General features: G+C 61.3%; 20 protein-coding genes. 5 read left to right on the plus strand and 15 right to left on the minus strand.

Annotated features, from left to right (window positions below; all coding sequences use genetic code 11):
- Window positions 1-174: 174 nt before the first annotated feature.
- The gene (locus tag ACIX9_RS06735; RefSeq protein ID WP_013579728.1) at window positions 175-1,590 is read left to right on the plus strand and encodes a UDP-glucose dehydrogenase family protein; all 1,416 of its coding nucleotides are present in this window, start codon (window positions 175-177) and stop codon (window positions 1,588-1,590) included.
- Between the two features lie 154 nt (window positions 1,591-1,744).
- A complete protein-coding gene (locus ACIX9_RS06740) occupies window positions 1,745-2,707 on the plus strand; it encodes a UDP-glucuronic acid decarboxylase family protein (protein ID WP_013579729.1) in 963 nt (320 codons plus the stop codon).
- A 67-nt stretch (window positions 2,708-2,774) separates the two neighbouring features.
- Here the strand turns inward: ACIX9_RS06740 and ACIX9_RS06745 are convergent, their stop codons facing one another.
- The 5 genes from ACIX9_RS06745 to ACIX9_RS06765 form a co-directional block, all read right to left on the minus strand.
- Entirely contained in the window at window positions 2,775-4,739 is a 1,965-nt protein-coding gene (locus tag ACIX9_RS06745; protein WP_013579730.1) for a capsule assembly Wzi family protein, read from the minus strand.
- 37 nt (window positions 4,740-4,776) lie between these two features.
- Window positions 4,777-5,550, minus strand: a complete 774-nt coding sequence (locus tag ACIX9_RS06750; RefSeq protein ID WP_157477362.1) for a thiamine pyrophosphate-dependent enzyme — start codon at window positions 5,548-5,550, stop codon at window positions 4,777-4,779.
- Between the two features lie 18 nt (window positions 5,551-5,568).
- Window positions 5,569-8,250: a pyruvate dehydrogenase (acetyl-transferring), homodimeric type gene (gene aceE, locus ACIX9_RS06755; protein WP_013579732.1), complete on the minus strand. Its 2,682-nt coding sequence runs from the start codon at window positions 8,248-8,250 to the stop codon at window positions 5,569-5,571.
- A 537-nt stretch (window positions 8,251-8,787) separates the two neighbouring features.
- On the minus strand, window positions 8,788-10,026 hold the full coding sequence (gene argJ, locus ACIX9_RS06760) for a bifunctional glutamate N-acetyltransferase/amino-acid acetyltransferase ArgJ (protein ID WP_013579733.1): 1,239 nt from the start codon (window positions 10,024-10,026) through the stop codon (window positions 8,788-8,790).
- Between the two features lie 27 nt (window positions 10,027-10,053).
- Entirely contained in the window at window positions 10,054-11,127 is a 1,074-nt protein-coding gene (locus tag ACIX9_RS06765) for an oxidoreductase (RefSeq protein WP_013579734.1), read from the minus strand.
- 284 nt (window positions 11,128-11,411) lie between these two features.
- On the opposite strand from ACIX9_RS06765, the gene ACIX9_RS06770 reads away from it, so the two are divergent.
- Complete coding sequence (locus ACIX9_RS06770) at window positions 11,412-12,953, plus strand: TolC family protein (protein WP_013579735.1); 1,542 nt, start codon at window positions 11,412-11,414, stop codon at window positions 12,951-12,953.
- 2 nt (window positions 12,954-12,955) lie between these two features.
- Window positions 12,956-14,320 (plus strand): HlyD family secretion protein, encoded by a 1,365-nt coding sequence (locus tag ACIX9_RS06775; protein WP_013579736.1) that lies wholly within the window; start codon window positions 12,956-12,958, stop codon window positions 14,318-14,320.
- A gap of 229 nt (window positions 14,321-14,549) precedes the next feature.
- On the opposite strand, the gene ACIX9_RS06780 is transcribed toward ACIX9_RS06775, so the two are convergent.
- Complete coding sequence (locus tag ACIX9_RS06780; RefSeq protein ID WP_013579737.1) at window positions 14,550-15,596, minus strand: cellulase family glycosylhydrolase; 1,047 nt, start codon at window positions 15,594-15,596, stop codon at window positions 14,550-14,552.
- A gap of 434 nt (window positions 15,597-16,030) precedes the next feature.
- Here ACIX9_RS06780 and ACIX9_RS06785 point away from each other — a divergent pair, with 434 nt between their 5' ends.
- Window positions 16,031-16,615: a Dps family protein gene (locus ACIX9_RS06785; RefSeq protein WP_232298808.1), complete on the plus strand. Its 585-nt coding sequence runs from the start codon at window positions 16,031-16,033 to the stop codon at window positions 16,613-16,615.
- 50 nt (window positions 16,616-16,665) lie between these two features.
- On the opposite strand, the gene ACIX9_RS06790 is transcribed toward ACIX9_RS06785, so the two are convergent.
- The 9 genes from ACIX9_RS06790 to ACIX9_RS06830 all read right to left on the minus strand — a co-directional run bounded on the left by ACIX9_RS06790 (window position 16,666) and on the right by ACIX9_RS06830 (window position 24,247).
- On the minus strand, window positions 16,666-17,265 hold the full coding sequence (locus ACIX9_RS06790) for a UbiX family flavin prenyltransferase (protein WP_013579739.1): 600 nt from the start codon (window positions 17,263-17,265) through the stop codon (window positions 16,666-16,668).
- A 3-nt stretch (window positions 17,266-17,268) separates the two neighbouring features.
- Window positions 17,269-17,877 (minus strand): YkgJ family cysteine cluster protein, encoded by a 609-nt coding sequence (locus ACIX9_RS06795; protein ID WP_013579740.1) that lies wholly within the window; start codon window positions 17,875-17,877, stop codon window positions 17,269-17,271.
- Window positions 17,877-19,175, minus strand: a complete 1,299-nt coding sequence (purB, locus tag ACIX9_RS06800; protein WP_013579741.1) for an adenylosuccinate lyase — start codon at window positions 19,173-19,175, stop codon at window positions 17,877-17,879. Before purB ends, ACIX9_RS06795 begins: the two co-directional genes overlap by 1 nt.
- A 24-nt stretch (window positions 19,176-19,199) precedes the next feature.
- Window positions 19,200-19,457, minus strand: a complete 258-nt coding sequence (locus tag ACIX9_RS06805; protein ID WP_013579742.1) for a glutaredoxin family protein — start codon at window positions 19,455-19,457, stop codon at window positions 19,200-19,202.
- Window positions 19,458-19,480: 23 nt separating this feature from the next.
- A complete protein-coding gene (locus ACIX9_RS06810) occupies window positions 19,481-20,257 on the minus strand; it encodes an SDR family NAD(P)-dependent oxidoreductase (protein ID WP_013579743.1) in 777 nt (258 codons plus the stop codon).
- A gap of 77 nt (window positions 20,258-20,334) precedes the next feature.
- A complete protein-coding gene (gene tadA / locus ACIX9_RS06815; protein ID WP_013579744.1) occupies window positions 20,335-21,213 on the minus strand; it encodes a tRNA adenosine(34) deaminase TadA in 879 nt (292 codons plus the stop codon).
- Complete coding sequence (locus tag ACIX9_RS06820) at window positions 21,210-21,551, minus strand: hypothetical protein (protein WP_013579745.1); 342 nt, start codon at window positions 21,549-21,551, stop codon at window positions 21,210-21,212. Before ACIX9_RS06820 ends, tadA begins: the two co-directional genes overlap by 4 nt.
- Window positions 21,548-22,630, minus strand: a complete 1,083-nt coding sequence (locus ACIX9_RS06825; protein WP_013579746.1) for an agmatine deiminase family protein — start codon at window positions 22,628-22,630, stop codon at window positions 21,548-21,550. The genes ACIX9_RS06820 and ACIX9_RS06825 overlap by 4 nt, the downstream gene beginning before the upstream one ends.
- A 180-nt stretch (window positions 22,631-22,810) precedes the next feature.
- Window positions 22,811-24,247 (minus strand): oligogalacturonate lyase family protein, encoded by a 1,437-nt coding sequence (locus ACIX9_RS06830; protein ID WP_013579747.1) that lies wholly within the window; start codon window positions 24,245-24,247, stop codon window positions 22,811-22,813.
- Between the last annotated feature and the right edge of the window lie 63 nt (window positions 24,248-24,310).

The following is a 24,310-nucleotide window of genomic DNA, read 5'->3' on the forward strand; positions in this document are numbered from 1 at the left end:
GGGCTGTTCCAGGCGAAAGCTGCTCTTCCTACAAACTGAGTACCAAGCGTTCCTACGTTCTTTGGTGCTATTCGCATCTGATGTTGAGTCCCTTACTATAAACTGTCGGAGGCGCTTCGAGCCACGACCTAATGCAGCTCAAACCCCGGGAAATCTGCTCCACTTCTTAAAATTATGGCTAAAGATATGCAAATTGCTGTTGTTGGGTCCGGCTACGTCGGACTCGTTGCTGCCGTCTGTTTCGCTGAGATGGGTCATGACGTTATTTGCGTCGATAATGACGAGCGGAAGGTCGCCGCACTGCAGGGCGGGGACACCCTGATCCATGAGGATCATCTCCCGGAACTGTTGAACCGCTATCGCAACACCAAGGTCCGCTTCATGACGGATCTGGCGGAAGCCACCCGCGAGTCCCAGGCCATCTTCATCGCGGTCGGAACCCCCCAGTCCGAGACCGGCGACGCCGACCTCTCCTACGTGGAGGCCGTCGCCTGCGAGATCGCGCGCTCCATCAACAGCTATAAGGTCATCGTGGAGAAGTCCACCGTCCCCGTCTATACCAACGAGTGGATTCGCAAGGTCATGGAGCGCAACGGTGTCGCACGCGATCTCTTTGACGTCGTCTCCAATCCCGAGTTCCTGCGTGAGGGGTCTGCGGTCTCCGACTTCCTGCACCCGGACCGCATCGTCGTTGGCTCGGACACTGCACGTGCCGCGGCTGTGCTCGCGGAGGTCTATGCCCCGCTAACGACTGGTGCCTACTACACCAACGCCAACCTGATCCCGGGTGTCTGCTCGGTCGCGGCTCCGCCGGTGCTGCTGAACACCTCCACGAAGTCCGCGGAGATCATCAAGCACGCCTCCAACGCCTTTCTGGCGCTGAAGATCTCCTTCATCAACGCCGTCTCGAATCTCTGTGAGGCGACCGACGCCAACGTGGAGCAGGTTGCACGCGGCATGGGGCTGGATAGCCGCATCGGCCCCAAGTTCCTGCGCCCCGGCATAGGCTACGGCGGCTCCTGCTTCCCCAAGGACGTTGCCGCGTTCCGCTCGGTTGCGGAGCAGCTTGGCATCGACTTCTCCCTTCTCACCGAGGTCGAAAAGATCAACGAGTCGCAGAAGAAGCGCTTCCTCTCCAAGGTTCGTTCGGCTCTCTGGACGCTGCGCGGCAAGCGCATCGGCGTGCTCGGCCTGGCCTTCAAGGGTGAGACCGATGACATCCGCGAGTCGCCAGCGATCGATCTGGTCGAGATGCTGCTGGCCGAGGGTTGCTCGGTTGCTGCCTACGATCCCGCCGCCATCAAGCGCACGGAAGAGATCATGCCGGCCAGCACCACGCTGCGTTACGCCAGCTCCTCCTACGACGCAGCCCAGGATGCGGACGCACTGCTCATCCTCACCGACTGGCAGGAGTTCGCCACGCTCGACCTTACGGAGATGCACAAGGCGTTGCGCTACCCCATCGTGATCGACGGACGTAACCTCTACGATCCGTCCGTGATGCTGCAGCATGGGTTTACCTACCTGAGCGTCGGCCGTCCGGCGGCCCATCCGATTCACAATCTTCGCCGTCAGCCCGTCACTTCGTAGAATCTCCGTTTGACGGTGGTCCCACTCATCGTCTGACCTTGACAACAGGACAGGCTGCGACGTTGTCTCAGCCTGTCGTCACAACGGCCAAGCTGCGATGTCCCGGAAGAGCGTCACGCAGACTCGCGGCCTTGAAAGACGTGTGGAGCAGTCCATGAAGCAAGAGATCGTACTCGTCACGGGAGCCGCGGGCTTCCTCGGTTCACACCTCACCGATAAGCTGCTGGCCGCGGGCCACAGCGTCATCGGCGTCGATAACCTTGCCACCGGCAATCTTGCCAACCTGGCGCACCTCAAGCATGAGCCGAACTTCCGTCTCGTCGAGCAGGATATCTGCGTGCCCTTCGACGTCGGCCACGTGGATTCCGTCTTCAACTTTGCCTCGCCAGCCAGCCCGGACGACTACCATCGCCTGGGCATCGAGACCCTTCTTGTCGGCTCCGCAGGTACGATCAACACGCTGGAGATCGCCCGCAAGTACAACGCCGGCTACCTCCACGCCTCCACCTCCGAGTGCTACGGCGATCCCGAAGTCCATCCTCAGGTCGAGACCTACTGGGGCAACGTGAATCCAGTCGGCCCCCGCTCCGTCTACGACGAAGCCAAGCGCTTCTCGGAGGCTGCAGTCACCGCCTACCACCGCTATCACAACGTCAACACACATCTGGTCCGCATCTTCAATACCTACGGCCCGCGTCTGCAGGCCAACGACGGACGCGTCATCTCCAACTTCATGATCCAGGCGCTGCGCGGCAACCCGCTGACCATCTATGGCGACGGCTCGCAGACCAGATCCTTCTGCTTCGTCTCGGACTTGATCGAGGGCATCGTTCGCCTCTCGCGCTCTGCCGAGCACACCCCGGTCAACATTGGCAATCCGGTGGAGTGGACTATCAAGGAGTGCGCGCTGGAGATTCTGGCGGTCACCGGTGCGGACCTTCCCATCGTCCACAGGCCGTTGCCGCAGGACGATCCCACGCGCCGCCGTCCGGATATCACCAAGGCCAAGGCGCTGCTGGGCTGGGAGCCGAAGGTCAGCCTGAACGAAGGCCTCAAGCTCTCGCTCGACTACTTCAAGGCCTGCATCGATGCCGCACCGGTCGCAGCTTCGGTATAACGCTTGAACAAAACGAGAACGAGGCTGGGAGAGTTCATCTCCCAGCCTCGTTCTCGGTTGAGTCGTTTTAGTGCGCCTGGATTGACTTCAATCCAGGGAAGAACGTGATCTGCACGGCAGTCACAGTGTTGTTCTGTGCACCAGGCAGGTAGACCGGTGCCTTGAATTTTTCATACTGGAACCATGCATTGAGCTCGATATTGTCATGCGCAAAGCGCTTCAGCACCTGCGCCTTGAACTGGTTCTGCGTGGTGCCGCCCGGGATGAAATCCTTGTCGTTCTTCTTGTTCAGATACTCCAACTGCACCCACTCCTTGCCGGAGAGATGATAGGTGAGCCATGCCTGGCCTCCCTTGGCCTCACGTCCAATCCAGTCGCCCATGATGAAGCCCTGATTGGTATAAGCCTGGTTCTGAATCCCTTCGTAGTAATTGAACGTGCCGCCCGTGCTGCGGGAGACCCGCGGATCTGTGTCGACGGCCTCAACTCTGAAGTCCATCTTCCGCATACCCGGAATCTGCGAGAGATAAAGCCCGGTCCGGAAGGCCGCCCGCCGTGGCGCACTGATCGGCGTTACGTCATCGTGCGCGATCGAGTCCGCATAAAAAGTCACATATTTGCGCACGAACGGCATACGGTACGACGCGTTGAAGACGCTGAAGCGAGCGCCCGGGTCGTCACGGCCGTTCTTCTCCGCAGCCGTCGTATCGCTGACATCGAAGAAACTCTTCAGGAAGGTATGGATCGTGACCGGCTCATGCCCATGGCCGCCAAAGATTACCGTCCGCTGAAAGCCGAACTGGAAGTTGCTCGTCGGCGCGAAGGAGAACATGGCGGAGTGAGTCCAGTCATCGTTGGGTGCCGTATGCCCCTTCAGGCTTCCATAAAAGAAGTCATACCGGACCGGTCCCAGAATCGCTGAAAGGTAAGGGATGTGTAAGGGGTCGACACGATTGATCCGGAACGAATAAATATTTTCCGCGTTGTTCGACCACGCCACCGAACCGCCTTGCCCGGGTCCAAGCCATGCGTCCGATTTCCCCCCGGAGATCTCATTCCCCAGAAGGTGAAAGGACAATGTAGCCTCCACCAACCGGAACGGGTTCTGCGCCGCAACCGGCCCGGTTGAGATCGTCGCCTGGTGCAGGTTGAACCCGGAGAAGGGAATCCCATCAATCGCTGAAATCTCCGCAGACAGTGCCTGCGAGTAGCCTACGCCGGTCGGCGCATGCTGATACTCCCCGCGCACATAGAGCGAGAAGCGTCCCTTCTCCGCAAGGGCCGCAAAGCCCGTGATGTTGTTGAAGCCGTGCTGGTATGGCCGCCCGTAATCGTTCTCGATCGTCTGACCGATGTGATAGCTGTCCCGCAGCGTCGTCCCCGTGATTCCCATGACACGCGTGTAGACGTCATGTGTGCCGTAGACGAGCCCTCGTCCCTGGCCCTGGAAGCCAGTCTCATCCTGCAGTTCACGCCGGATGACGGCAAGAATCTCCTTGGCCTCATCGCTGTCGCTCTCACGGATGTCGTCTTCGGACTCGTCCAGGATGTGCGTCAGGCTCATCCGTGTGTACGGCTTCATGCTCTGGAATGCAGTATCGGCAAAGCCGAGTGAGTACAGCCGGCTCATCTCCGGATAGATCCAGCTATCCATCGGGATATAGGTTGAGCCGTTGTGCTCTTTCTTGACCTTTTCATCCGGAGTCCCATAAGGCTGATACACCTGCAGCCTCTGATCCGCACCGCTATAAGGCGGCAAGGCTCCAAAAGGAGCCTGCGGCGTGGTCGGAGCGGGAGCAATGACAGGCGGGGCCACCGGCTCTGCAACAGGAGCCTGGGGAGTCGATGTCGGGTTCGGCGCATACGCAGGAGCGGCTGGGTACTGGTCCGGCTGGCCTGGCTGAGGCTTGGGAGCGGCGGGTGCCTGCGTGCTCGGCACGGCCGGAACGGGCTCTACCGGTGTCTGGGCAAAAGAAGGAGAGACGGTGAACACAACACAGCCCACAGCCGGAATCAGAACTCGTTTAAGCACGCAAACCTCGTTTAGCTTCAGGCGCTTCCGCCTTAGGCTAGTGTACCGTTTCCTTCGGAAGTTTCGTCCGGAAACGCGGCTCCACCTTGTCGATCCAGGCCTGCGTCGCCGCGCCTTTGGCGATCAGTTGACGGCCCAGCAAGGCGATTGGATCGCCCGTCGCCGGAAACACTACGCCTTCGATCAAGGCCGGCCCGCCACCCGCGCGCGCACGGCCAATCGACTCCTGCGCCACACGATACATCGCCACGGCATCGCTGGCGTCCACTGGAATCCCCGGCAGCCCCAACTTCAACGCAACGTCTGCCAACCCAGGCTCGCTACGCTTCTCCGGCACGACGACGAACACAATGGGCAGCTCCAGCCGCAGAGCTTCGCTGAAGATCCGTTTCCATTCCACTGCAGGCAGATCACCAGCCAGGACAAAAGCGAGCAGGACCTTTCCTTCGGCAGCCATGCGCGAGGCCGCGCCCAGTGCAAAGTAAAGACGCTCCGCGGGGGTCTTCGCCTCGGACGTCTGATCCTTCAACACAGCCTTCAGCTTCGCGCCAACGACGTAATCGACCAGCGCGCCGGTCTTGCCGGCACTGACCACATCGCCCTCAGCGTCGATCAGCCCGATCGCCGTGCCGACCCAGCAGGCCTCGGTCCCCTGCGCAAAGCCCTTGCGAAGGCGTTTGCCCAGCACACGCGTCTCGACCATCGCGGCGTAGATCTCACGCAGTCTCTTGTGGGGAGTCAGTGGATTCTCAAACGACTTGGCGCACATCAGGCCCTCCCAGGCAGCAAGCTTGGCTGCGGGCGGACTCACCGCCCGCAGCCCGTAACACTAAGCGCGTGCAGGGTCCTTCGCTTCGCTGTTGAGCCCGAGTTCCTTCATCGCTTTCTGCGCATCCTTGGCCTTGAAGCTGCCTTCGCGAACCAGGCGCGAGAGCGTCGCGCCCACAATAGCCGCCGCGCTTACCTCAAAGTGCGTCCGCAGGTGCTCGCGGTTGTCGGAGCGGCCAAAGCCGTCCGTCCCCAGGCTCACCAGCCGCGAATCCAGCCACGGCGCGAGCGAATCCGGCACGCTGCGCATGTAGTCGCTCGCTGCGATGATCGGTCCCTTAGTCCCGTCCATCAGCGTTTCGAGGTAGCTCTTCTTCTCCGCCTCGGCCGGGTGCAGGCGGTTCCAACGCTCAACTGAAAGTGCCTCACGCCGAACCTCGACGTAGCTCGTCACGCTCCAGACATCGGCTTCGATCTTGTACTTCTCGGACAAAATCTCCTGGGCCTTCAGCACCTCGTTGAGGATGGGACCGGAGCCGAACAACTGCAGAGCAGCCTCACCCTTGAGCGCAGGCTTGATCTTGTACATGCCCTTGACGACGCCTTCCGCAACGCCCTCAGGCATCGGGATCTGCACGTAGTCCTCGTTGTACATGGTGATGTAGTAGAAGGCGTCCTCGCCCCCTTCGTACATGCGCTTGATGCCGTCCTGCACGACGACTGCCAGCTCGTAGACGAACGCCGGATCGTAGGTGCGGCAGGTGGGCACCGTGCTCGCCAGAACGATGGAGTGTCCATCCTGGTGCTGTAGTCCTTCGCCGAGCATCGTCGTGCGGCCAGCCGTGCCGCCCATCAGGAAGCCCTTGCCGCGCGAGTCCGCAAACGCCCAAACCATGTCGCCGATGCGCTGGAAGCCGAACATCGAGTAGTACATGTAGAAGGGAATCGAAGGCACGCCGTAGTTCGAGTAAGCCGTTCCCGCAGCCGTAAACGAGGCCATCGAACCAGCTTCCGTAATGCCTTCCTCGAGGATCTGGCCGTCCTTATCCTCGCGATAGTAGAGCAGCATATCGGCATCATGCGGAGAGTACTTCTGACCCTCAGGCGCATAGATACCCACCTGGCGGATCGAAGACTCCAGCCCGAACGTACGACCCTCATCGGGCACAATCGGCACAACCCACTTTCCCACCGCCGGGTCCTTCATCAGCGCGTTCAGCAGGTTCACAAAGCCCATCGTGGTGGAGATGGTGCGGCCCTTGGACCCATCGGTCCATGCCTTGAAGAACTCGAGCGAAGGAGCCTTGAACTCAGGCGCACGCAGCGAAAGCTTCGGCGTCTGACGCACCGGCAGATACCCGCCCAGCTCCTTACGCCGGGCCTGCATGTAAGCGATCTCAGGCGAGCTCTGCTCCGGCCGGTAGAAGGCGCCGTCCTTCGCCGCCTGTTCGGGAATCGGAATATCGAAACGCTTCACGAACGCCGCCAGCGCATCGTCCGCCAGCTTCTTCTCGCTGTGCGTGGCGTTACGAGCCTGCGCCGAACCCAGACCGTAGCCTTTGACCGTCTTGGCCAGGATGACCGTCGGCCCACCCTTATGCTCGACTGCCTGCTTGTAGGCGTTGTAGACCTTGGCCGGATCGTGGCCGCCGCGGTGCAGCAGCCCGAGCTGCTCGTCCGTGTAGTCCTTGACCAGCTCCAGAAGCTCCGGATACTTGCCGAAGAACTCCTTGCGCAGGTACGCGCCGTCCTTCGCCTTGAAGGTCTGGAAGTCGCCGTCCACGCACTCGTCCATGCGCTTCAGCAGCAGGCCGGACTTGTCGGCGGCAAAGAGCGCATCCCAGTCCGAGCCCCAGATGACCTTGATGACATTCCAGCCCGCACCGCGAAAGACACCTTCGAGCTCGTCGATGATGCGCTTGTTGCCACGCACCGGCCCGTCCAGACGTTGCAGATTGCAGTTGACGACGAAGATCAGGTTATCCAGCTTCTCGCGCGCACCCAGCGAGATTGCGCCCAGCGTATCCACTTCATCCGTTTCGCCATCGCCGATGAACGCCCACACCTTGCGGTCGGTCTTCTCGATCAGCTTGCGGTTCTCCAGATAGCGCATAAACCGAGCCTGGTAGATCGCATTCAGCGGCCCGATGCCCATCGAAACCGTGGGGAAGTTCCAGAAGTCTGGCATCAGCCATGGGTGCGGATAGCTGGAAAGCCCCGGCTCGCCGCGAAGCTCATGGCGGAAGTTCTTCAGGCGCGATTCGTCAAAGCGGCCCTCAAGGAATGCGCGCGCATAGACGCCCGGCGAAGCATGGCCCTGAAAGTAGATGAAGTCGCCCGGCTGTTCGCCGTAGCTGCCATGAAAGAAGTGATTGAAGCCAACTTCGAGCAGCGTAGCCAGCGACGAATACGTCGAGATATGTCCGCCGATGCCCGCATCCTGCTTGTTCTGCTTGTGCACCATCGCCATGGCGTTCCAGCGCAGCAGCGCTTCTACGCGGCGTTCCAAGCTGCGGTCTCCAGGGTAGGGAACCTCGTTCCTGGTCAGAATGGTGTTGCAGTACGGGGTCGTCAGGGTCCCAGCAGCCGCGACGCCAGACTCGGAAGCCCGCTTCCGCAGAGCTTCCAGCACCTCGGCACCCTGCCCGGAGTCCGCAGCCACAATCTGGTCAAACGCTTCAATCCACTCCGCGATCTCCGCGGTAAAGTCCTTCATCGCAGCATCATCCAACTTCATTGCCATCGGCTCTTGATCCCTCGGGGGCGGTCCGCCCGTTCTGTATTCAAAAAACTTATGCTGCTCTGCGCTTATAAAGATAATTGTTCCGATGCCAAAACGTCACGGCGCACCGCTAATCGCCTTTTGTGCCAGGAAGCTTAGACCGGTTGCCAACAAGCTGAAAGTCTGGGGTGGACGATGGATACGTTCAGGTTCGCCCCAACCTTTGAGGGTCTTCAATCGAACAAACCGTTTCGCCGATCATCAAGATATTGAAGCCGCTTCTCTGATCCCATTCTCATCTGGCGTACCCATTCGTAAGATCCATTGGCAAGTTCTGGGTGATCTGCGTCCTTCCACGCTGGGTTTACCCGTAACTCTTCAAGAAGCTCAACCAGGTGTTCCCGCCGGAGTTTCGCCTCGGCTGTCTCATCCAAGGCTACATCTGCTTTACTTGCTCGATTTCATTCGAACCGTCCTCTTCCGAACCGTCGATGATTGTATGAGGCGTCTCCATTGTGATCTCGCTAGCAAAGTGTTTCACAGCGGTTATTGCCCGGTCTACGTCGAATAATCCGCGTTGATCCGCACGTATTCTTCCGTCAGATCGCACGTCAGGAACGTGCAGCCCGCGCTCCCCATCCCCAGATCCAGCGTGATCGTGTACTCCCGGGCGAGCATGATCTGGTGCGCCGCGTCCTTGTCGAACAGCGCCGCCCGCCCCCCGTTCTCAAACACCGCCTGCGTCCCGATCCACACATTCACGTTCGCCGGATCGAACTTCACGCCGGAGTATCCCGCCGCCGCCAGCAGCCTTCCCCAGTTCGGGTCCGCGCTGGACCACGCCGTCTTGCACAGCGGACTATGCGCGATGCTCTTCGCCACCGTCTTCGCATCGGCCTCCGTCTCAGCACCCCGGATCTCCAGCGTGACCACATGCCCCACGCCTTCGCCGTCATCGACAATCTGGTGCGCCAGGCTCCCGCAAACCAGCTTCAGCGCGTTGCCGAACGCCTCGCCCACCCGCTCGTCCAGCTTGATCCCGCTTCCACCGCTCGCCAGCAGCAGCACCGTGTCGTTGGTGGATGTGTCCCCGTCGATCGAGATCGAATTGAAGCTCCGCTCGACCGATGGCCCCAGCAGCGCACTCAACTCCGCTGCCTCCGCCACCAGGTCCGTGAACAGATAGACCAGCATCGTCGCGTGTTTGGGCGCATCGGCGGCGACGAGCTGTGGATGAATCATCCCTGCCCCCTTCGCGACGCCGAAGATCCGCACCTCCGCCCCGTCCACATCGACGACCGCCCGAGCCACCTTCATCTTCGTATCTGTCGTCATGATCGCGGTGGCAAATGCCTCCGCATGAGCCGGCGTAGCGCCCAGCTCCGTCACCACCTTCGGCAGCGCCGCCAGGATCTTCTCCGCCGGCAGCGGCACGCCGATGATCCCGGTCGAGGAAGGGAAGACCTCGTCGAAGATGCACTGAAACGTCTCACCCGCCGCCCGGCAGGTTTCGATGCAGGCCTTGATCCCCGCCTCACCGGTAGCGCAGTTCGCATTGCCCGCATTGACCAGCAGAGCCGACACCCGCCCGCCCGTAGCCTCCAGGTGCCGCCGCCCCACGATGACCGGAGCCGCCACCACCTGGTTGCGCGTAAACATCGCCGCCGCATTCGCACCCTTGGGAGCTACCGCCACCGCCACGTCCAGGTTCCCGCTCGCCTTGATCCCCGCCTTTACCGCGCCCCATACAAAACCGAGCGGCAGCGCGCCCGTCTGCACCTTATCCGAAATCGCCATCTCAATACTCTATCGAATTATCCGAACTTACTCGCTCAGGCGCACCGACCGCCCCTCCTGCGAGCTCACCCGCGCCAGCTCCAGCACGCGCACGCAATCGTACCCCGCCTCGGCCGGCACCTCCAGCTCGCCGGCCCCGCTGATCGCGTCCCGCACACTCGCATAGAAGTTCCGGTAGTCGCCAATCTCCGACTTCACCGTCGTCTTCACCAGCTCCGCAGGCTTGTTCAGATCGGGCGCGACCGTCAGTGTCCCCCACGCACTCGCATCCTCCTGCAGCCACACCTCATCCGAGCCCATCCGCGGCACCTTCGCACCCTTCAGCAGCGCCGGCTCCTGCGGGTCAAGCCCATATTTCTTGAAGCTCCCCGCCGTCCCATGCAGCAGAAACCGCGGCGAAGCATCGCACGCCAGCATGCTGGACCGGCACCAGGCAATCAAGCCCTTGTACCCCAGCGCGATATCGAACGCGTCTTCAATTCCTTTGGCGTCCCGGTCGGTACGGACGCTCGCCGTGATCGTCTCCGGCTGCCCGAACACGCTGAGCACCTGATCGACCAGGTGCGGCCCCAGGTCCATCAGCAACCCATTCGCCGGGTTCGCCGCCTCCTTCCACGTATTCTCCCGCAGCGTTGGGCGGTATCGGTCATAGTGCGATTCAAACGTCACCAGCCGCCCCAGCGACCCATCCGCCATCACCTTCTTCACTGTCAGAAAGTCCGCATCCCACCGCCGGTTATGAAACGGAGCCAGTACCAGCCCCATCTCCTGCGCCAGTTCGATCAGCTCCCGCGCCTGCTCGCTCGTCGCCGCAAACGGCTTGTCGATGACCACATGCTTCCCAGCCTCGAGCGCCTGCTTCGCCAGCGGAAAATGGGTCTCATTGGGCGTAGCCACCACCACCAGCGCAATCGCCGGGTCAGCCAGCAGCTCTTCCACGGAGCGCACGATCTTCACCTCCGGATACGCCTGCGCCGCCTCATCCCCGCTCCGCTGCACGATCGCCTTCAGCTTCAAACCCGGCACCGCGCTCACAAACGGAGCATGGAACACCTTCGTCGCCAGCCCAAACCCAATCACCCCTACGCCAATCTCAGCCATGTACTCTCTCTCCTCAACTCCAGAACAGCCTGCCTCCGCAGTCTACTCACTCCGGACTCTCTCCGGCCTGTGCATGACCCAGTTTTCCACCGGTCAACCTCGTCCAGACCCGTCGAAAGCCCCAAACCCCGCAGCGTCATGACATAAATGGAACTAACCAGTACAGAAAACACCATTTTTTTGCACTCTTCTGAGTTCACTCCGCATCTTAAACTCACCGGCAAAGAAGAGTACCTCCGCTTCCTCCCGGCAGATCGACTCCAGGAACAGTTACCATTAGATATATGACGAAAACCAAAGCAGTGTCTCGCCCAAGGCTCGCCCAGCTTGCTCTGGCAGCGTGTCTGGTCGGTGGCCCTGTCGTCCTCGCTCCCACCGGCAGCGCGTTTGCTCAGGCTCCCGGCGGTTCCCAGCCCGGCGCAAGCTCGACCGGTACCAGTTCTGGAGCCAACGCCTCCGCCATCCAGTCCGGGCAGACCCAGCTCTACAACGCCACCGGCCAGAATGGTGCCACGCCCACCCAGGATAGCTACAAGGGCTCCATCGTCACCGGAAAAAGCACCGGCACCATGATGGACCTCACCCTGGACGACGCCATCCAGCGCGGCCTGCGCCAGAACCTCGGCATCATCCTCCAGAGCTCCTCCGTCCAGGGCGCAAACGGTCAGCGGCTGGAGCAGCTTCAGCAGCTCCTCCCCACCGTCACCGGTTCCGCCTCCATCGAGGTCGAGCAGGTCAATCTCGCCGCCTACGGCCTCAAGTTCCCCGGCGTCAATCCCATCATCGGACCCTTCCAGGTCGTCGACTTCCGCGCCTACCTGACGCAGAACGTCCTGAACATCGCCGCGCTGCAGAGCTACATCGCCTCCAAGCACAACTTCGCCGGGGCCAAGCTCACCGCGGAAGATGCCCGTGACATGGTCGTCCTCACCGTCGGCAACGCCTACCTGCTCTGCATCGCAGACGCCGCCCGCATTGAGGCCGTCAACGCCGAGCTCAAGACCTCCAAGGTTACCCTTGACCAAGCCGTCGCCGGTCATGACGCCGGCACCAACCCACGCCTCGACGTCCTCCGCGCCCAGGTCGACTACCAGAACGAACAGCAGAGCCTGATCTCGACCGCGAACACCTTGGCCAAAGATAAGCTGGCCCTCGCCCGCGCCATCGGCCTGCCGCTCGATCAGCCCTTCCAGCTCACCGATACCGCGCCCTTCAAGCCGCTCGACAATCTCAACGCGGAGACAGCCTTCACGGAAGCTCTCAAATCTCGCAAGGATCTGCAGGCCAGCCAGGAAGCCGTCAAATCCGGTGAGGCGCAGCGCAAGGCCGCCATCGCAGACCAGTTTCCCGTCGTCAGCGTCTCCGGAGACTTCGGAGATATCGGAGAAACCGCCGGCCACTCCCACGGCACCTTTACCGCCACCGGCCAGGTTAGTGCGCCCATCCTTCAGCTCGCCAAGACGCGCGGCGAAAGGGAAGTAGCCGACGCCTCCCTCACCCAGGCCAAGGCTCGTCTCTCCGATGAGGTTCAGCAGGTCAACGCCGATATCCGCGACTCCATCCTCGATATCCAGTCCGCGGCCAAGCTCGTCGATGCCACTAAATCGAACGTCGATCTCGCAACCGAGGCGCTTTCGGAAGCCCAGCAGCGCTTCCACGCCGGCATCTCGGACAACCTTCCCGTCTCGCAGGCTCAGTCGCAGTTTGAGCAGGCCAACGACCAATACATCAGCGCGCTCTACCAGCACAACGTAGCCAAGCTCACCCTGGCGCGTGCGCTCGGCGCAGCTCAGACCAACTACAAAGATTATCTCGGAGGCAAGTAACCGTGGCAGATACAGAGCAGCAACAAGAGTCCCAACAGGGCCAGCAAACCGACCATCAGCAGCCGGAACAGAAGAGCGCGCCTGCAAGCGCGCCCGCCAAGCCCGCCGCTCCGGAAGAGACCCCGGCCCGGAAGACCGGCCGTCGCGTTTTTATCTTCGGTGTTCTCATCCTGCTCGTCCTCGGCGCAGCCTTCTGGTACTGGCGCTCCACCTTCTCGGAGGATACGGACGACGCCCAGGTTGACGGCGATATCTACCAGATCAGCTCCCGCATCACCGGTCAGGTCATCCACGTCTACGCGGAAGACAACACCAAGGTGAACAAGGGTGATCTCCTCATCGAGATCGACCCCAAGGACTACCAGGTCGCGCTCGAGCAGGCTCAAGCCGCTCTCGCCAGCGCCCAGGCGGACTACACCAACGCCAACGTGAACGTGCCGATCACCAGCACCACCAGCAACACCCAGGTCAGCACCTCGAACTCTGATGTGCGCGGGTCAGCTTCCTCCGTCACCCAGGCCCAGCAGCAGGCAGCCGCCGCCGCCGCCCGCGTGGAGCAGGAGCAGGCCAACGCCATCAAGGCCGCCAAGGACGTAGAGCGTTACACCCCGCTCGTAGAAAAAGATGTCATCAGCCGTCAGCAGTATGACGCGGCCATTGCATCCTCTCGCGCCTCCTCGGCTGCGGTGCTTGAGGCGGAGAACAACCTTGTCGCCCAGCAGTCGGCTGTAACCACCGCGCAGCAGAAGCTCGATCAGTCTCGCGCCCAGGCCATGCAGGCCGCCAAGAACGGTCCCCAGCAGGTCAAGGCCCAGCAAGCTCGCGCCCAGTCCATGCTTGCCCAGGTCAAGTCCGCCCAGGCCAAGGTCGATCAGGCTCTGCTCAACCTGTCCTACACCCGCGTGGTGGCTCCGTCCTCCGGCGTCATCAACAAGAAGAGCGTCGTCGTTGGAGCCAACCTCGCCGTCGGCCAGGATCTCCTGACGATCATCCCGCTGACCAACCTCTGGGTCACCGCCAACTTCAAGGAGACGCAGCTCAAGGGCATGCACCGTTGCCAGGAGGTCGGCATCAAGGTCGACGCTCTCGGCGGCCGCGAGTTCTCGGGTAAGGTCACCCAGATCGGCGGCGCAACCGGCTCACGCCTCTCGCTCTTCCCACCTGAGAACGCCACCGGAAATTACGTGAAGGTCGTTCAGCGGATCCCGGTCCGCATTGACTTCACCAACCTCGATAAGGAAAACGGCGACTACGCTCTACGCCCCGGCTTCTCGGTCACCCCGGACGTCACCATCAAGGGCAAAGACGACAACAAGAACACGTCGGATTGCGAAAAGGGTCTACCCGAGCAGCAAGCCGCAAAGTAGTCTCCACAAGCCGCAGCAAAGAAGGTCGCCGATCCCAAGGATTGAGCGGCCTTTTTCTTTTGCTGTTGTCACTGTTCCTCTTACGCCGTCATTCAGAGCAAAGCGAAGGATACCCGCATTGGCACTCGCCCTACATGGCGCCCTTAGCGTTCTTCCTTAGCGCCCTTAGCGGTTTGCCGTTACCACTCCCATCCCGCCACAACAACTGCGCAAGGAAGCCGTCGCTCCCTCACGGAGCAACCCTGACCGCCGTAGCCTTCAACCCATAAGTCGGGTTATTCACAATATCCGTCCCATAAGTCGTTAGCCCCGCAAAGCTCCCATCCGAACTCATATTCCGTGCATCCACATCATCCGGAAACCAGCTCCACGCCAGCCATCCCACCTGATCCGCCAGCAGGGTCGTCAGAAAGCTCTGATACGTAAACCCCGTAGTCGTGGGCGTATTTTCGTTCGTCCCGTCGAGGTCGTAGATCGGCAGGTTACCCGGCGGATCGCCCTCCTTGTTCGCAACTTCCCCGATCACAATCGGAAGATCCGCCGCAATCGCCGCCTGCACCCCCGGCCTGCCGTCAAAGCCCGCCCAGTACGCATGTGCGCTCAGCAGCACGTTCTTCAGCGGATCGGACGCGACCAGCGCAGCCCCCGTCCCACTCGTCGTGAACGCCTCACTCGACGTCCCGGAGTCCGGCGCATCGATCATCAATGGACACGTATATCCCGCCGTCCGCATCGCCTTGATCGCCTTCTCGTAGTCCGTCTTATACGTGCTCAGTGCCGCAGCAGGGGTCTCTCCCTCCGCCCACCGGTAGTCGCCGAGTTCATTCGCAAGATTGAGGATCAGGCACGATTCACGTGCCTTCAGAGCCGCAAACACTCCGTTCTGCGTCTGGTCTCCCGTTGAAGTCCACCACGGAGTCACCACCGTACTCAGCAGGCTCATTTTCGCGTTCGAAGTAAAGTCTGCAAATTCCACGATCGGAATGACCTTGGCCGCAACGCACCGGTCGATCAGGTTCGTAAGATTGCCGATCGTGAACGCCCCCCTGCCCTTGGTCGGATAGACCTTGTACCAGGGAATCCGGATCGCGTTCGCACCCGTCTGCAGCACCTCGTCCAGGTAGTCGATGCCCGGATACTTCCACTGATCCAGCGCCTGGTAGTCCACCCCGCGCAGCACCACCTTGTTCCCCTGCCGGTCGTACAGAAAGCGCCCCTTAACGTTCAGGGTCGCCTTGAGCGCCGCCGCCTTCGTAGACACATTCTCCTCTGCCATCGCAACCCACCCTTCTCTCTGCCCAAAATACTTTCAGAAAACACCCTCAAAAACACCAGCAAATTCGCATGTCAAGCCCCCCACCATGCAAAAAACGCTGTAACTCTAACCGGCACAACAACATAGCCTCTAAAAATAGTTGGGGTATTTGGTTCCCCCAAACGCGTACAATTAACTCATATCCAAAAGACAATTTAGCCCAGCGAAAGAAGGCATAACTCCTTTCAATGCAAGACTTTACCCATAAGTATTTTAGAAAGAACAATTTGCGCGCATGTTCGGACTTAAGTCGTGTCGAATGAAGACTTTGGACTAAATGAGGTGGGGTGGGGGAGTATCCGGAATTCACCCAAACCCTGCATTGAGGGTTGCAAACCATACCCCCTTCTCCCGCATCATATGAACTACAAGGGGTGAAGAAAATGGCAGTTGCAATGAAGAAGCAGACAATCGGCGACGCGAACGTAGCACCGCACTGGCACGCCAAGGCAAAAGAGATCCAAGCATACGGATCGGTCATTGAAGATATGCCCCACCGCCTCAGCGCCAAGGTCCGCGCCGAGATGGTCGGCAAGCTGAATCAGCTTCTCGCGGACTCGATCGACCTCCGCGATATGTACAAGAAGCACCACTGGCAAGTCTCCGGCCCCACCTTCTACCAACTCCATCTCCTCTTCGACAAGCATTTTGAGGAGCAGGTAGAGCTCGTGGACACCATCGCAGAGCGCATCCAGCTTCTTGGCGGCGTAACCATCGCCATGGGCGGCGACGTGGCCCAGATCTCGCAGATCCCCAAACCGCCCCGCGGCAAGGAGGAGGTTCCGGTCCAGATCTCCCGCCTGCTTGAGGCCCACAAGATCATCATGCAGCAGTGCCACGACATCGCCGAAGCAGCCGACGACGCCGGGGATGACGGCACCAACGACATGGTCGTCTCCGACATCCTCCGTCCGAACGAACTGCAGTCCTGGTTCATCGGTCAGCACCTCGTCGAGATGCCCCTGATCCTCGACAAGTAGTCATTAACCCAGTAGGCGACATGCCCTGCCACCCGGCAGGGCATGTCGTTTTAATCAGCTTGCCACTTGAAGGCATCCGCCTGCGGCAGGCCGATATGCCCAAGCACCCGCCGCACAAACTGCCCCGCCATCTCGGCGGAGGTCTGCGGCTGGTTGTAGAAGGCCGGCATCACCGGATAGAGGGTAGCCCCGGCATCGGCGGCCAGCGTCATGTTCCGCAGATGAATCTTGTTGAACGGAGTCTCCCGCACGCAGAGAATGAGCGGCCGAGCCTCCTTGAGACACACATCCGCCGCACGTTCGATGAGGTTTGAGGCCATGCCATGCGCGATGCCGGCCAGCGTGCCCATCGAGCAGGGAAGCACGATCATCCCGTCCGACGGGTAGCTGCCGGATGCGATGTTCGCGCCGATGTCAGGATCGGCATGATGCTGCGTCTTCACTGAAGCATGACCGAGCAGCTTCTCCGGCAGCGCAGTACGGCCCGATAACTGAAGCTCCTCTGCCAGCACCCGGAGCGCACTCTCGCTCACCACGAGATTGATCTTCGTCACCCGGGCATCGGCCTCGAGCAGCCGCAGCATCTCCGCGGCAAAGACAGACCCACTGGCCCCGGTAATCGCCAGCGTCAAATTGGAAGGAACGTTCACCTGCTAATTATCGCGCAGAGCGTATGCGAGCAACGTCTCGCCTGAACATCCGGCCTGTTCGTTGTAAGCGTCATCACTCGCTTCCTGGATCTCCGGGACAGCAGGATCGAGCTCACAGGCTGCGATCTCGTCGGTCGAGGCATGGATGAAGCAAAGCTCACACGTTCCGAGGTTATCCTCAGGCGTCCGCATCGGAGGCCCGAAGGTTCGACAAAGGATCGGCCGCGCCTCGTACAAGTCACAGGTCCCGGTGGTCAGGTCGAGCACTGGGCAAGGCTCATCGTTGGCGAACTCCTCAAACAGGATCGCCGACTCATGATCCTCGTTGAGAACGCCCGTTGCAAGATCGCCCGGAAACCACGGATCGAGCCGCGTCAGCGCGTCCAAGACCCGCAGCCGAATCCGCTCCGCTCGAGCCGGATCGCTACCGGACAGAGCGTGCAAGCCCTGGCGGAGCCGCTCCGCATCCTGCTGCGCGATGGGGAACACTCCGACGCAGCACTGCGAGCAGCCCGCACGACAGGCTAGATGGGAGCCACCCCGCAGGGTGGCGTCGGCCAGCGCAGCATCCACAATCTGCACCAGCCGCGCATCCAGCGTCTGTCCAGGCATCAGCTTTGCGCGAGAACGCGCGTGAAGATCGCATCCACATTGGCAAGCTGACGGTTGTAATCAAAGGCACGCGCCAGCTTCTCTGGGCTCAGGCGGCTGGTGATCTCAGGCTCCTTCGCAACCTCATCGCGGAAGACAAGGTCTTCCTTCCAGCTCCGCATCGCGTGGCCTTGGACGAGCCGGTAAGCATCCTCGCGCAACATGCCGGACTCCGCCAGATCCAGCAGCAACTGTCCGGAGAAGATGAGCCCCCCGGTGGACTCCAGGTTCTTCAACATGCGAGCCGGGTACACCAGCAGCTTATCGATCAGGTTCGTGGTCTTGGCAAGCAGATAGTCGGCCAGAATGGTCGAGTCAGGGAAGATCACCCGCTCAGCCGATGAGTGAGAGATGTCCCGCTCATGCCACAGTGCGACGTTCTCAAATGCAGTCTGCGCGTTCGACCGAATGACACGCGCAAGCCCACTGATCTGTTCGCTGACGATCGGGTTCCGCTTGTGCGGCATAGCGGAGGACCCCTTCTGCTTCTCCGAGAAGAACTCCTCAGCCTCACGAACCTCCGTGCGCTGGAGATGACGAACCTCTGTGGCGATCTTGTCCAACGTAGAGGCGAGCACTGCCAGCGTAGCGATATATGCCGCGTGACGATCACGCTGCACGATCTGCGTCGCGATCGCAACCGGCTTGAGCCCGAGCGCCTCACAGATGGCCTCCTCGTGCTCCGGCTTGAGGTGGCCGAAGGTGCCGACAGCACCGGACAGCTTGCCGACGCGCAGGTCTTCTGCGGCGGCATCGAAGCGGACGAGGTTGCGCTGGACCTCGGAGTACCAGAGGAGCAGCTTGAGGCCGAAGGTCGTGGGCTCGGCGTGGACGCCGTGGGTGCGGCCTATGCTCGGAGTCATCTTGAACTCGAGCGCGCGACGCTTCAGAACCTCAGCCAGTTTGACGATGCCCTCGCGGATGATTGCGGAGGCCTCCTTGAGTTGGAGAGACTGTGCGGTGTCGACGACGTCGGTGGAGGTCAGGCCGTAGTGGAACCAGCGTGACTCGGGGCCAACGAACTCGGAGACGCTGGTCGTGAAGGCGATGACGTCGTGGCGGACTTCGGCTTCGATCTCGTTGATGCGATCGACGGAGAAGTTGCCTTTGTCGCGGATGGCATCGGCGGCCTCCTGCGGGACGATGCCGGCGCGGGCGAGAGCTTGAGAGGCGGCCGTTTCAACACGGAGCCAGCAGCGGTACTTGTTTTCGTCAGTCCAGATGCGGCCCATCTCAGGGCGGGTATAGCGGGCGATCAAGGGGATTCCTTTATAAAGACTTTTTTATCGGTCGGAGACGCCGAACAGGGTGGCCATCTCGGCGTGGAGGAATCCCTGGCCGGGGCGGTAGGGTTGAATCCACTTGCCGTCCAGGACGAACTGGGGGATGGCCTTCTTGCCGACGTTGGCGAGGACTTCATCAGCCGCGCCGGGGGTGGCCTCGATGTCGACCTCTTTGAAGGGAATATTGTGCTTGGCGAGAAAGCGCTTGGCCTCACGGCAATCGCGGCACCAGGATGCGGAGTATACGGTCAAATCCATAGGTCTATTCTACCTTCCCGACGCTACTGCTCCTTGTAGTTTCGGATGAGGCCGCCGTCTACGAAGTAGGTGGAGCCCGTTACATAGGCCGCTTCGTCCGAGGCCAGGAAGGCTACGAGGGACGCTACGTCCTCTGGTGTACCCAGGCGGCCGAGGGGGATGTTGTTGAGGAGGGCGTTGAGCTTGGGCTTGTCCTCCAGCAGGGAGGCGTTGATGGGGGTGTTGATGGCGCCGGGGGCTACGTTGTTGACCGTAATGCCGAGCGGACCGAGTTCCATGGCGAGGTCGCGCATGAGCATGCGGATGCCGCCCTTTGCGGCGCAGTAGCTGGCGAAGTTGGGGAAGACCATGTCCTCATGGACGGAGCTGATGTTGATGACGCGGCCAGGCTTTTTGGCTTCCATGAGCTTTTGGACGAAGCGCTGGGTGAGGAAGAAGGGGGCTTTGAGATTCGTGCCCAGGACGAGGTCGTAGTCGGACTCGGTGGCCTCCCAGAAGGGGGCGTGCTTCTCCACGCCGGCGTTGTTGACGAGGATGTCGCAGGAGCCGAGTTGCTGCCAGGCCTGCTCCACCAGGTTCTTGACGTCGTCCATGATGGTGACGTCGGCCTTGACCGTAATGGTCTTGCCCCCGCCTGCTGCGGCGATCTTTTTCTGGGTTTCTTCCGCGCCCTCGGGGTTGGAGTGGTAATCGATGACGACGGATGCGCCCTCCGATGCGAGGCGGACGGCGATGGACTGGCCTATGCCGGAGGATGATCCGGTGACGATGGCTACTTTACCTGTGAAACGTGCTGACATGCAGTCTCCGCGATTCGGTCAGTGATGAGTGACGCCTGTTCAGGTCTGATGCGGTATCCGGGTAGCTCGACTGGGATTCAGTTGGCGGTCTTCTTCGCTGGGGTCTTCCGGCCAGCCTTCTTCGCTGGGGCCTTCGGCTTCGCGTCGGCGATGATCTGGGAGAGGATGTCTTTGGCCTTCTCCAGCTCTGCCTGCCGTGCTTTGGGTAGATTCTTGCCGGCACGGTTGATGTAAAAGTTGAGCATTTGCATGCCAGAAGCTGGGCCCTTTGGTGAAACCTTCTTTGAGGCGAGTTTCTTCGCGATCGTCTGAGCGTCTTCGTTGAAGAGGCCTTCGTCAGGATGCGTCGAATCCGTGGTGACCTTGGCAGACCACTTATGAGGAGGTTTGGCGGCTGTTTTCTTTGCGGTCGTCTTTGCGGCCGATTTCTTTGGGGCGGCTGACTTCTTAACGGTTGTCATGAGCGCTTCGATGCCGATGGCTGATGCCGCGTTCTCTTTGTTTTTGAGACGCCGAGTGCGGAAAAAGGATGTGAGCATCTCGCCGCACTCCTCGGCGAGGAGGCCGACAGCCACCTCCATCCTGTGATTGAGGCGCGGGTGGTTCATGACGTCCAGGGCGGAACCGCATGCGCCGGCTTTGGGGTCGGCGGCGGCGTAGATGAGGCGGCGGATGCGGGCGTGGAGGATGGCCCCGGCGCACATCGCGCAGGGCTCCAGGGTGGTGTAGAGGTCGCAGTTTTCGAGGCGATAGTTGCCGAGGATGCGGCCGGCTTCGCGGAGGGCGACGATCTCGGCGTGGGCGGTGGGGTCTGAGTCCAGGATGACGCGGTTGCGGCCGCGGGCGATGATCTCGTTGTTGAGGACAAGGACGGCTCCGACTGGGACCTCACCGGCCTGCTCGGCGGCGCGGGCTTCGGCGATGGCTTCGCGGAGAAATTGTTCGTCGGGAGTCATGAGCTTGCGATGATCTCGGCGCGGGTGCGGGGTTTGGATTCGGGGCCGAAGAAGCGCTCGATCTCCTTGGCGAGGGAGAGCAGGGCGGGGCGGCGTTCTGCCAGATCTTCGGCGTTCAGGGAGAAGCTTTTGGTCCAGATGTGCTCGATGGGCGGGAGAATGTTGGGGACGAGGAGATCGGCGGTGGAGAGGTGGTGGATGGCTTCGAAGATTGATTGCTCTTCAGGCTCGTACTCGTCGGCGGGGGCACCTTCGGCGAGGTGCTTTTCTGGGTCGGCGGCGCGGACTAGTTCCTGGATGGAGTGGAGGTCGGGGGGTGGGGGCCAGGGTGCGCTCATGCGGGCTCCTGCTGGCTCATGCAGTGGAGGGTGCCGAGGCCCCAGACGAGGTCGACTGCGTGGATGCCGATGACCTCTCGGTCCGGGAAGCAGGCGGCGAGGGTATTGAGGGCATGGCGGTCGCAGGCGTCGTTGAAGGTGGGGACGAGGACGAGGCCGTTGGCGATGTAGAAGTTAGCGTAGCTGGCGGGGAGGCGCTGGCTTTCAAAGACGACCGGGCAGGGCATGGGGAGGGTGACGATCTCGAAGGGCTCACCCTTTAGGTTGCGGGCTGCGCGGAGGCGGGCCAGGTTTTCGGCCAGGGGGAGGTGGTTCTCGTCGGCGGTGTTGGGCTCGACGCAGGTGACGATCTTGTTTTCTCCGACGAAGCGGGTGATGTCGTCTACGTGGCCGTGGGTATCGTCGCCGGCGCAACCGCGGTTGAGCCAGATGGTCTGCTGGACGCCGAGGTGCTCGCGGAAGGCTATCTCCAACTGCTCGCGGGTGGCTTTTTCGTCGCCGAGGCCCGGGTTGCGTTGTTGAATCTCCGAGAGGAGGCATTCCTCTGTGGTGATGAGGGTGCCGGCCCCGTTGACGTCGATGCTGCCGCCTTCTAGGACGAGGCGATGGGGTGCGCCGTCGGGTTGGCGAGCTTCGGGGCGGCGCTCGGGCATGGCGTAGTGCTCGGCGACCATGTGGGGGACGAGGTCGTCGCGGTGCCAGTTGTCGTACTTGGCCCAGGCGTTGAAGCGCCAGTTGGTGATGCTGAGGTCGCCGGCGGGGTTCTTGGTGAAGATGGGGCCGGAGTCGCGCATCCAGACGCGGTCGGTGGGCCACTGGTGGAAGTGGACGCGGGAGCGGTTGGCACCGCCGCGCTTGAGGATGGAGTCTGCGCGGCGCTCGGCGTCGGCGTTGTTTACGAGGATGTGGACTTCTTCTACGCGGGAGAGATGGCGGATAATCTCGGCGTAGACCCAGGGGATGGGCTGGAATTTGTTGGGCCAGTCTTCCGGGTTGTGGGGCCAGGCGAGCCAGGTGGCGGCGTGGGGTTCCCATTCGGCGGGCATGCGGAACGGCGGGCTTGATTGGTGCGAAGACATGAGGTCTATTGTCTCGCAAACGGCCTTGAATGTGAGGTGGTGGCCCCACTCATCGCGATGAAACTACGATGAATGGGGCACGGAGACGAATGCAACTACAAACACAGATTCCCTTCGGGAATGACAAACAAGAAGGCAAGAGCAACAGCGGATATCCTACGGGAATGACAACAAGGGGAGCTACTTGTTGAGGTTGGTTGAGGCGGGTTTGCCTGGGTTTAGCTTTTCGCCTAGTTCCGGGGTGGAGAGGAGGTCGGCGGGCTTCATGTTTTTGGTTACGGCGGTTTCTACGCCGAAGACGTAGCTGGGGCCGAACATGTTGCTGGTGAAGATGACGAGGGACTTGTCCGGGGAGAAGCGGACGTTGGGTTCGAGCTTGTAGTTGTGGTGGGACATGTTGACGAGGTGCTCGGAGTGGAAGATGCCGGGCTGGAAGAAGTCCGGCTCGTTGAGGGCTCCGGCGGTGTTGATCATCTGGGGGTGGAAGAGTTCGATCCACTCGCCGTCCGGGGCTTTGGCGACCTGGCCCTTGTCTCCGCCGTCGCCGGTGAAGAGGTCGAGGTCCTGGGTGAGGTTGAAGTGAATGGACCACTCGTTGCGATCCATGTGGAAGGCGGTGCGCTTGCCGTTGGAGAGGTCGTATCCGGCGAGGTAGAAGTCCTGGCCCTTGATGGGCTGCCAGTCGTACCAGATGGTTTCGCCGTCGAGGCCCCAGAACTCATGGCCAGCGATCTCCATGGCGATGTGGCGCTTGTGGATGAGGGTGTTGTGGGTGCCGTCGGTGTGGATCATCCAGATGCGGTCGACCTTCTGCCAAGGGCCTTCGTGGCAGTACATGAGGAGTTGCGGGTCTTTGGGGGAGAAGAGGAGGTGGTTGACCCAGTCGGTGGAGTGCTGGAGGACGGTGATCTTGCTGTTGTCTCCGGGCTTGAGGGAGACGGTGTAGAGGATGAGGGGCTGGCGGGAGGCGAGGCGGCGCTCCATCATCTCGCCCTTGTTGTCCGGCTGGACTAGGTTGCCGGACTGGGCTCCGTGGGCCTCCGGCGCTACGCGGGGGGTGCCGGTGGGGGAGACGGAGTTGGCACCGTACTCGGGTGCTACGGCGGGGCCGTCGTTCATGGTGCCGGCGGCGAGGGTCTCGTCCGCGTTGATGGTGGCGACGCCGGGTGCGCCGGGGGGCAGGGTGGCGAGCTTGGTGATCTGGTTGGTGTAGACGTCGGCCTTGTAGATGGAGCTTTGTTTGGTGGCGGGGTCGGTCTGGGTGTAGAAGATGCTGTTGGTCTTGCGACCGGCGATGATGGCGTGGACGCCGTTGCGGAAGCGGGCGACGTTATCGCCGGCGGGGGTGGGGGGATTGGGGACGATGAGGCGGGTCTTGCGGGTGACCATGTCCATGCCGCGGATGCCGTCGGGGGCGTTGTAGATCATGGTCTTGAGGTCTGGGGTGTAGGCGTTGTTATTGAAATAGAAGCCGGAGGAGCCGGGCTCGTCGGTGAGGCGGATGACGCGGTGGCCGGTGTCTTTATCGACCCAGGTTTTGGGTGGGGTGGACTGGGCAAGCGCAGATAGAGGGAGTAGGGTGGTGGCCAGGGCGATGCGGGCGGCGATACGGTTCAATGAACTGCTCCTGAAGAGGGCTTGGATCGTGGGTCGTGATTTGGAGACGGGCTGATATCTGAA

The organism is Granulicella tundricola MP5ACTX9 (genome assembly GCF_000178975.2).
GTDB classification, from domain to species: Bacteria; Acidobacteriota; Terriglobia; order Terriglobales; family Acidobacteriaceae; genus Edaphobacter; species Edaphobacter tundricola.

Coding starts and splice junctions, on each gene's coding strand:
- ACIX9_RS06735 (WP_013579728.1), top strand. CDS start 175: ATGGCTAAAGATATGCAAATTGCTGTTGTTGGGTCCGGCTACGTCGGA.
- ACIX9_RS06740 (WP_013579729.1), top strand. CDS start 1,745: ATGAAGCAAGAGATCGTACTCGTCACGGGAGCCGCGGGCTTCCTCGGT.
- aceE (WP_013579732.1), bottom strand. CDS start 8,250: ATGGCAATGAAGTTGGATGATGCTGCGATGAAGGACTTTACCGCGGAG.
- argJ (WP_013579733.1), bottom strand. CDS start 10,026: ATGGCGATTTCGGATAAGGTGCAGACGGGCGCGCTGCCGCTCGGTTTT.
- ACIX9_RS06765 (WP_013579734.1), bottom strand. CDS start 11,127: ATGGCTGAGATTGGCGTAGGGGTGATTGGGTTTGGGCTGGCGACGAAG.
- ACIX9_RS06770 (WP_013579735.1), top strand. CDS start 11,412: ATGACGAAAACCAAAGCAGTGTCTCGCCCAAGGCTCGCCCAGCTTGCT.
- ACIX9_RS06780 (WP_013579737.1), bottom strand. CDS start 15,596: ATGGCAGAGGAGAATGTGTCTACGAAGGCGGCGGCGCTCAAGGCGACC.
- ACIX9_RS06785 (WP_232298808.1), top strand. CDS start 16,031: ATGAAGAAGCAGACAATCGGCGACGCGAACGTAGCACCGCACTGGCAC.
- ACIX9_RS06795 (WP_013579740.1), bottom strand. CDS start 17,877: ATGCCTGGACAGACGCTGGATGCGCGGCTGGTGCAGATTGTGGATGCT.
- ACIX9_RS06805 (WP_013579742.1), bottom strand. CDS start 19,457: ATGGATTTGACCGTATACTCCGCATCCTGGTGCCGCGATTGCCGTGAG.
- ACIX9_RS06810 (WP_013579743.1), bottom strand. CDS start 20,257: ATGTCAGCACGTTTCACAGGTAAAGTAGCCATCGTCACCGGATCATCC.
- tadA (WP_013579744.1), bottom strand. CDS start 21,213: ATGACTCCCGACGAACAATTTCTCCGCGAAGCCATCGCCGAAGCCCGC.
- ACIX9_RS06820 (WP_013579745.1), bottom strand. CDS start 21,551: ATGAGCGCACCCTGGCCCCCACCCCCCGACCTCCACTCCATCCAGGAA.
- ACIX9_RS06825 (WP_013579746.1), bottom strand. CDS start 22,630: ATGTCTTCGCACCAATCAAGCCCGCCGTTCCGCATGCCCGCCGAATGG.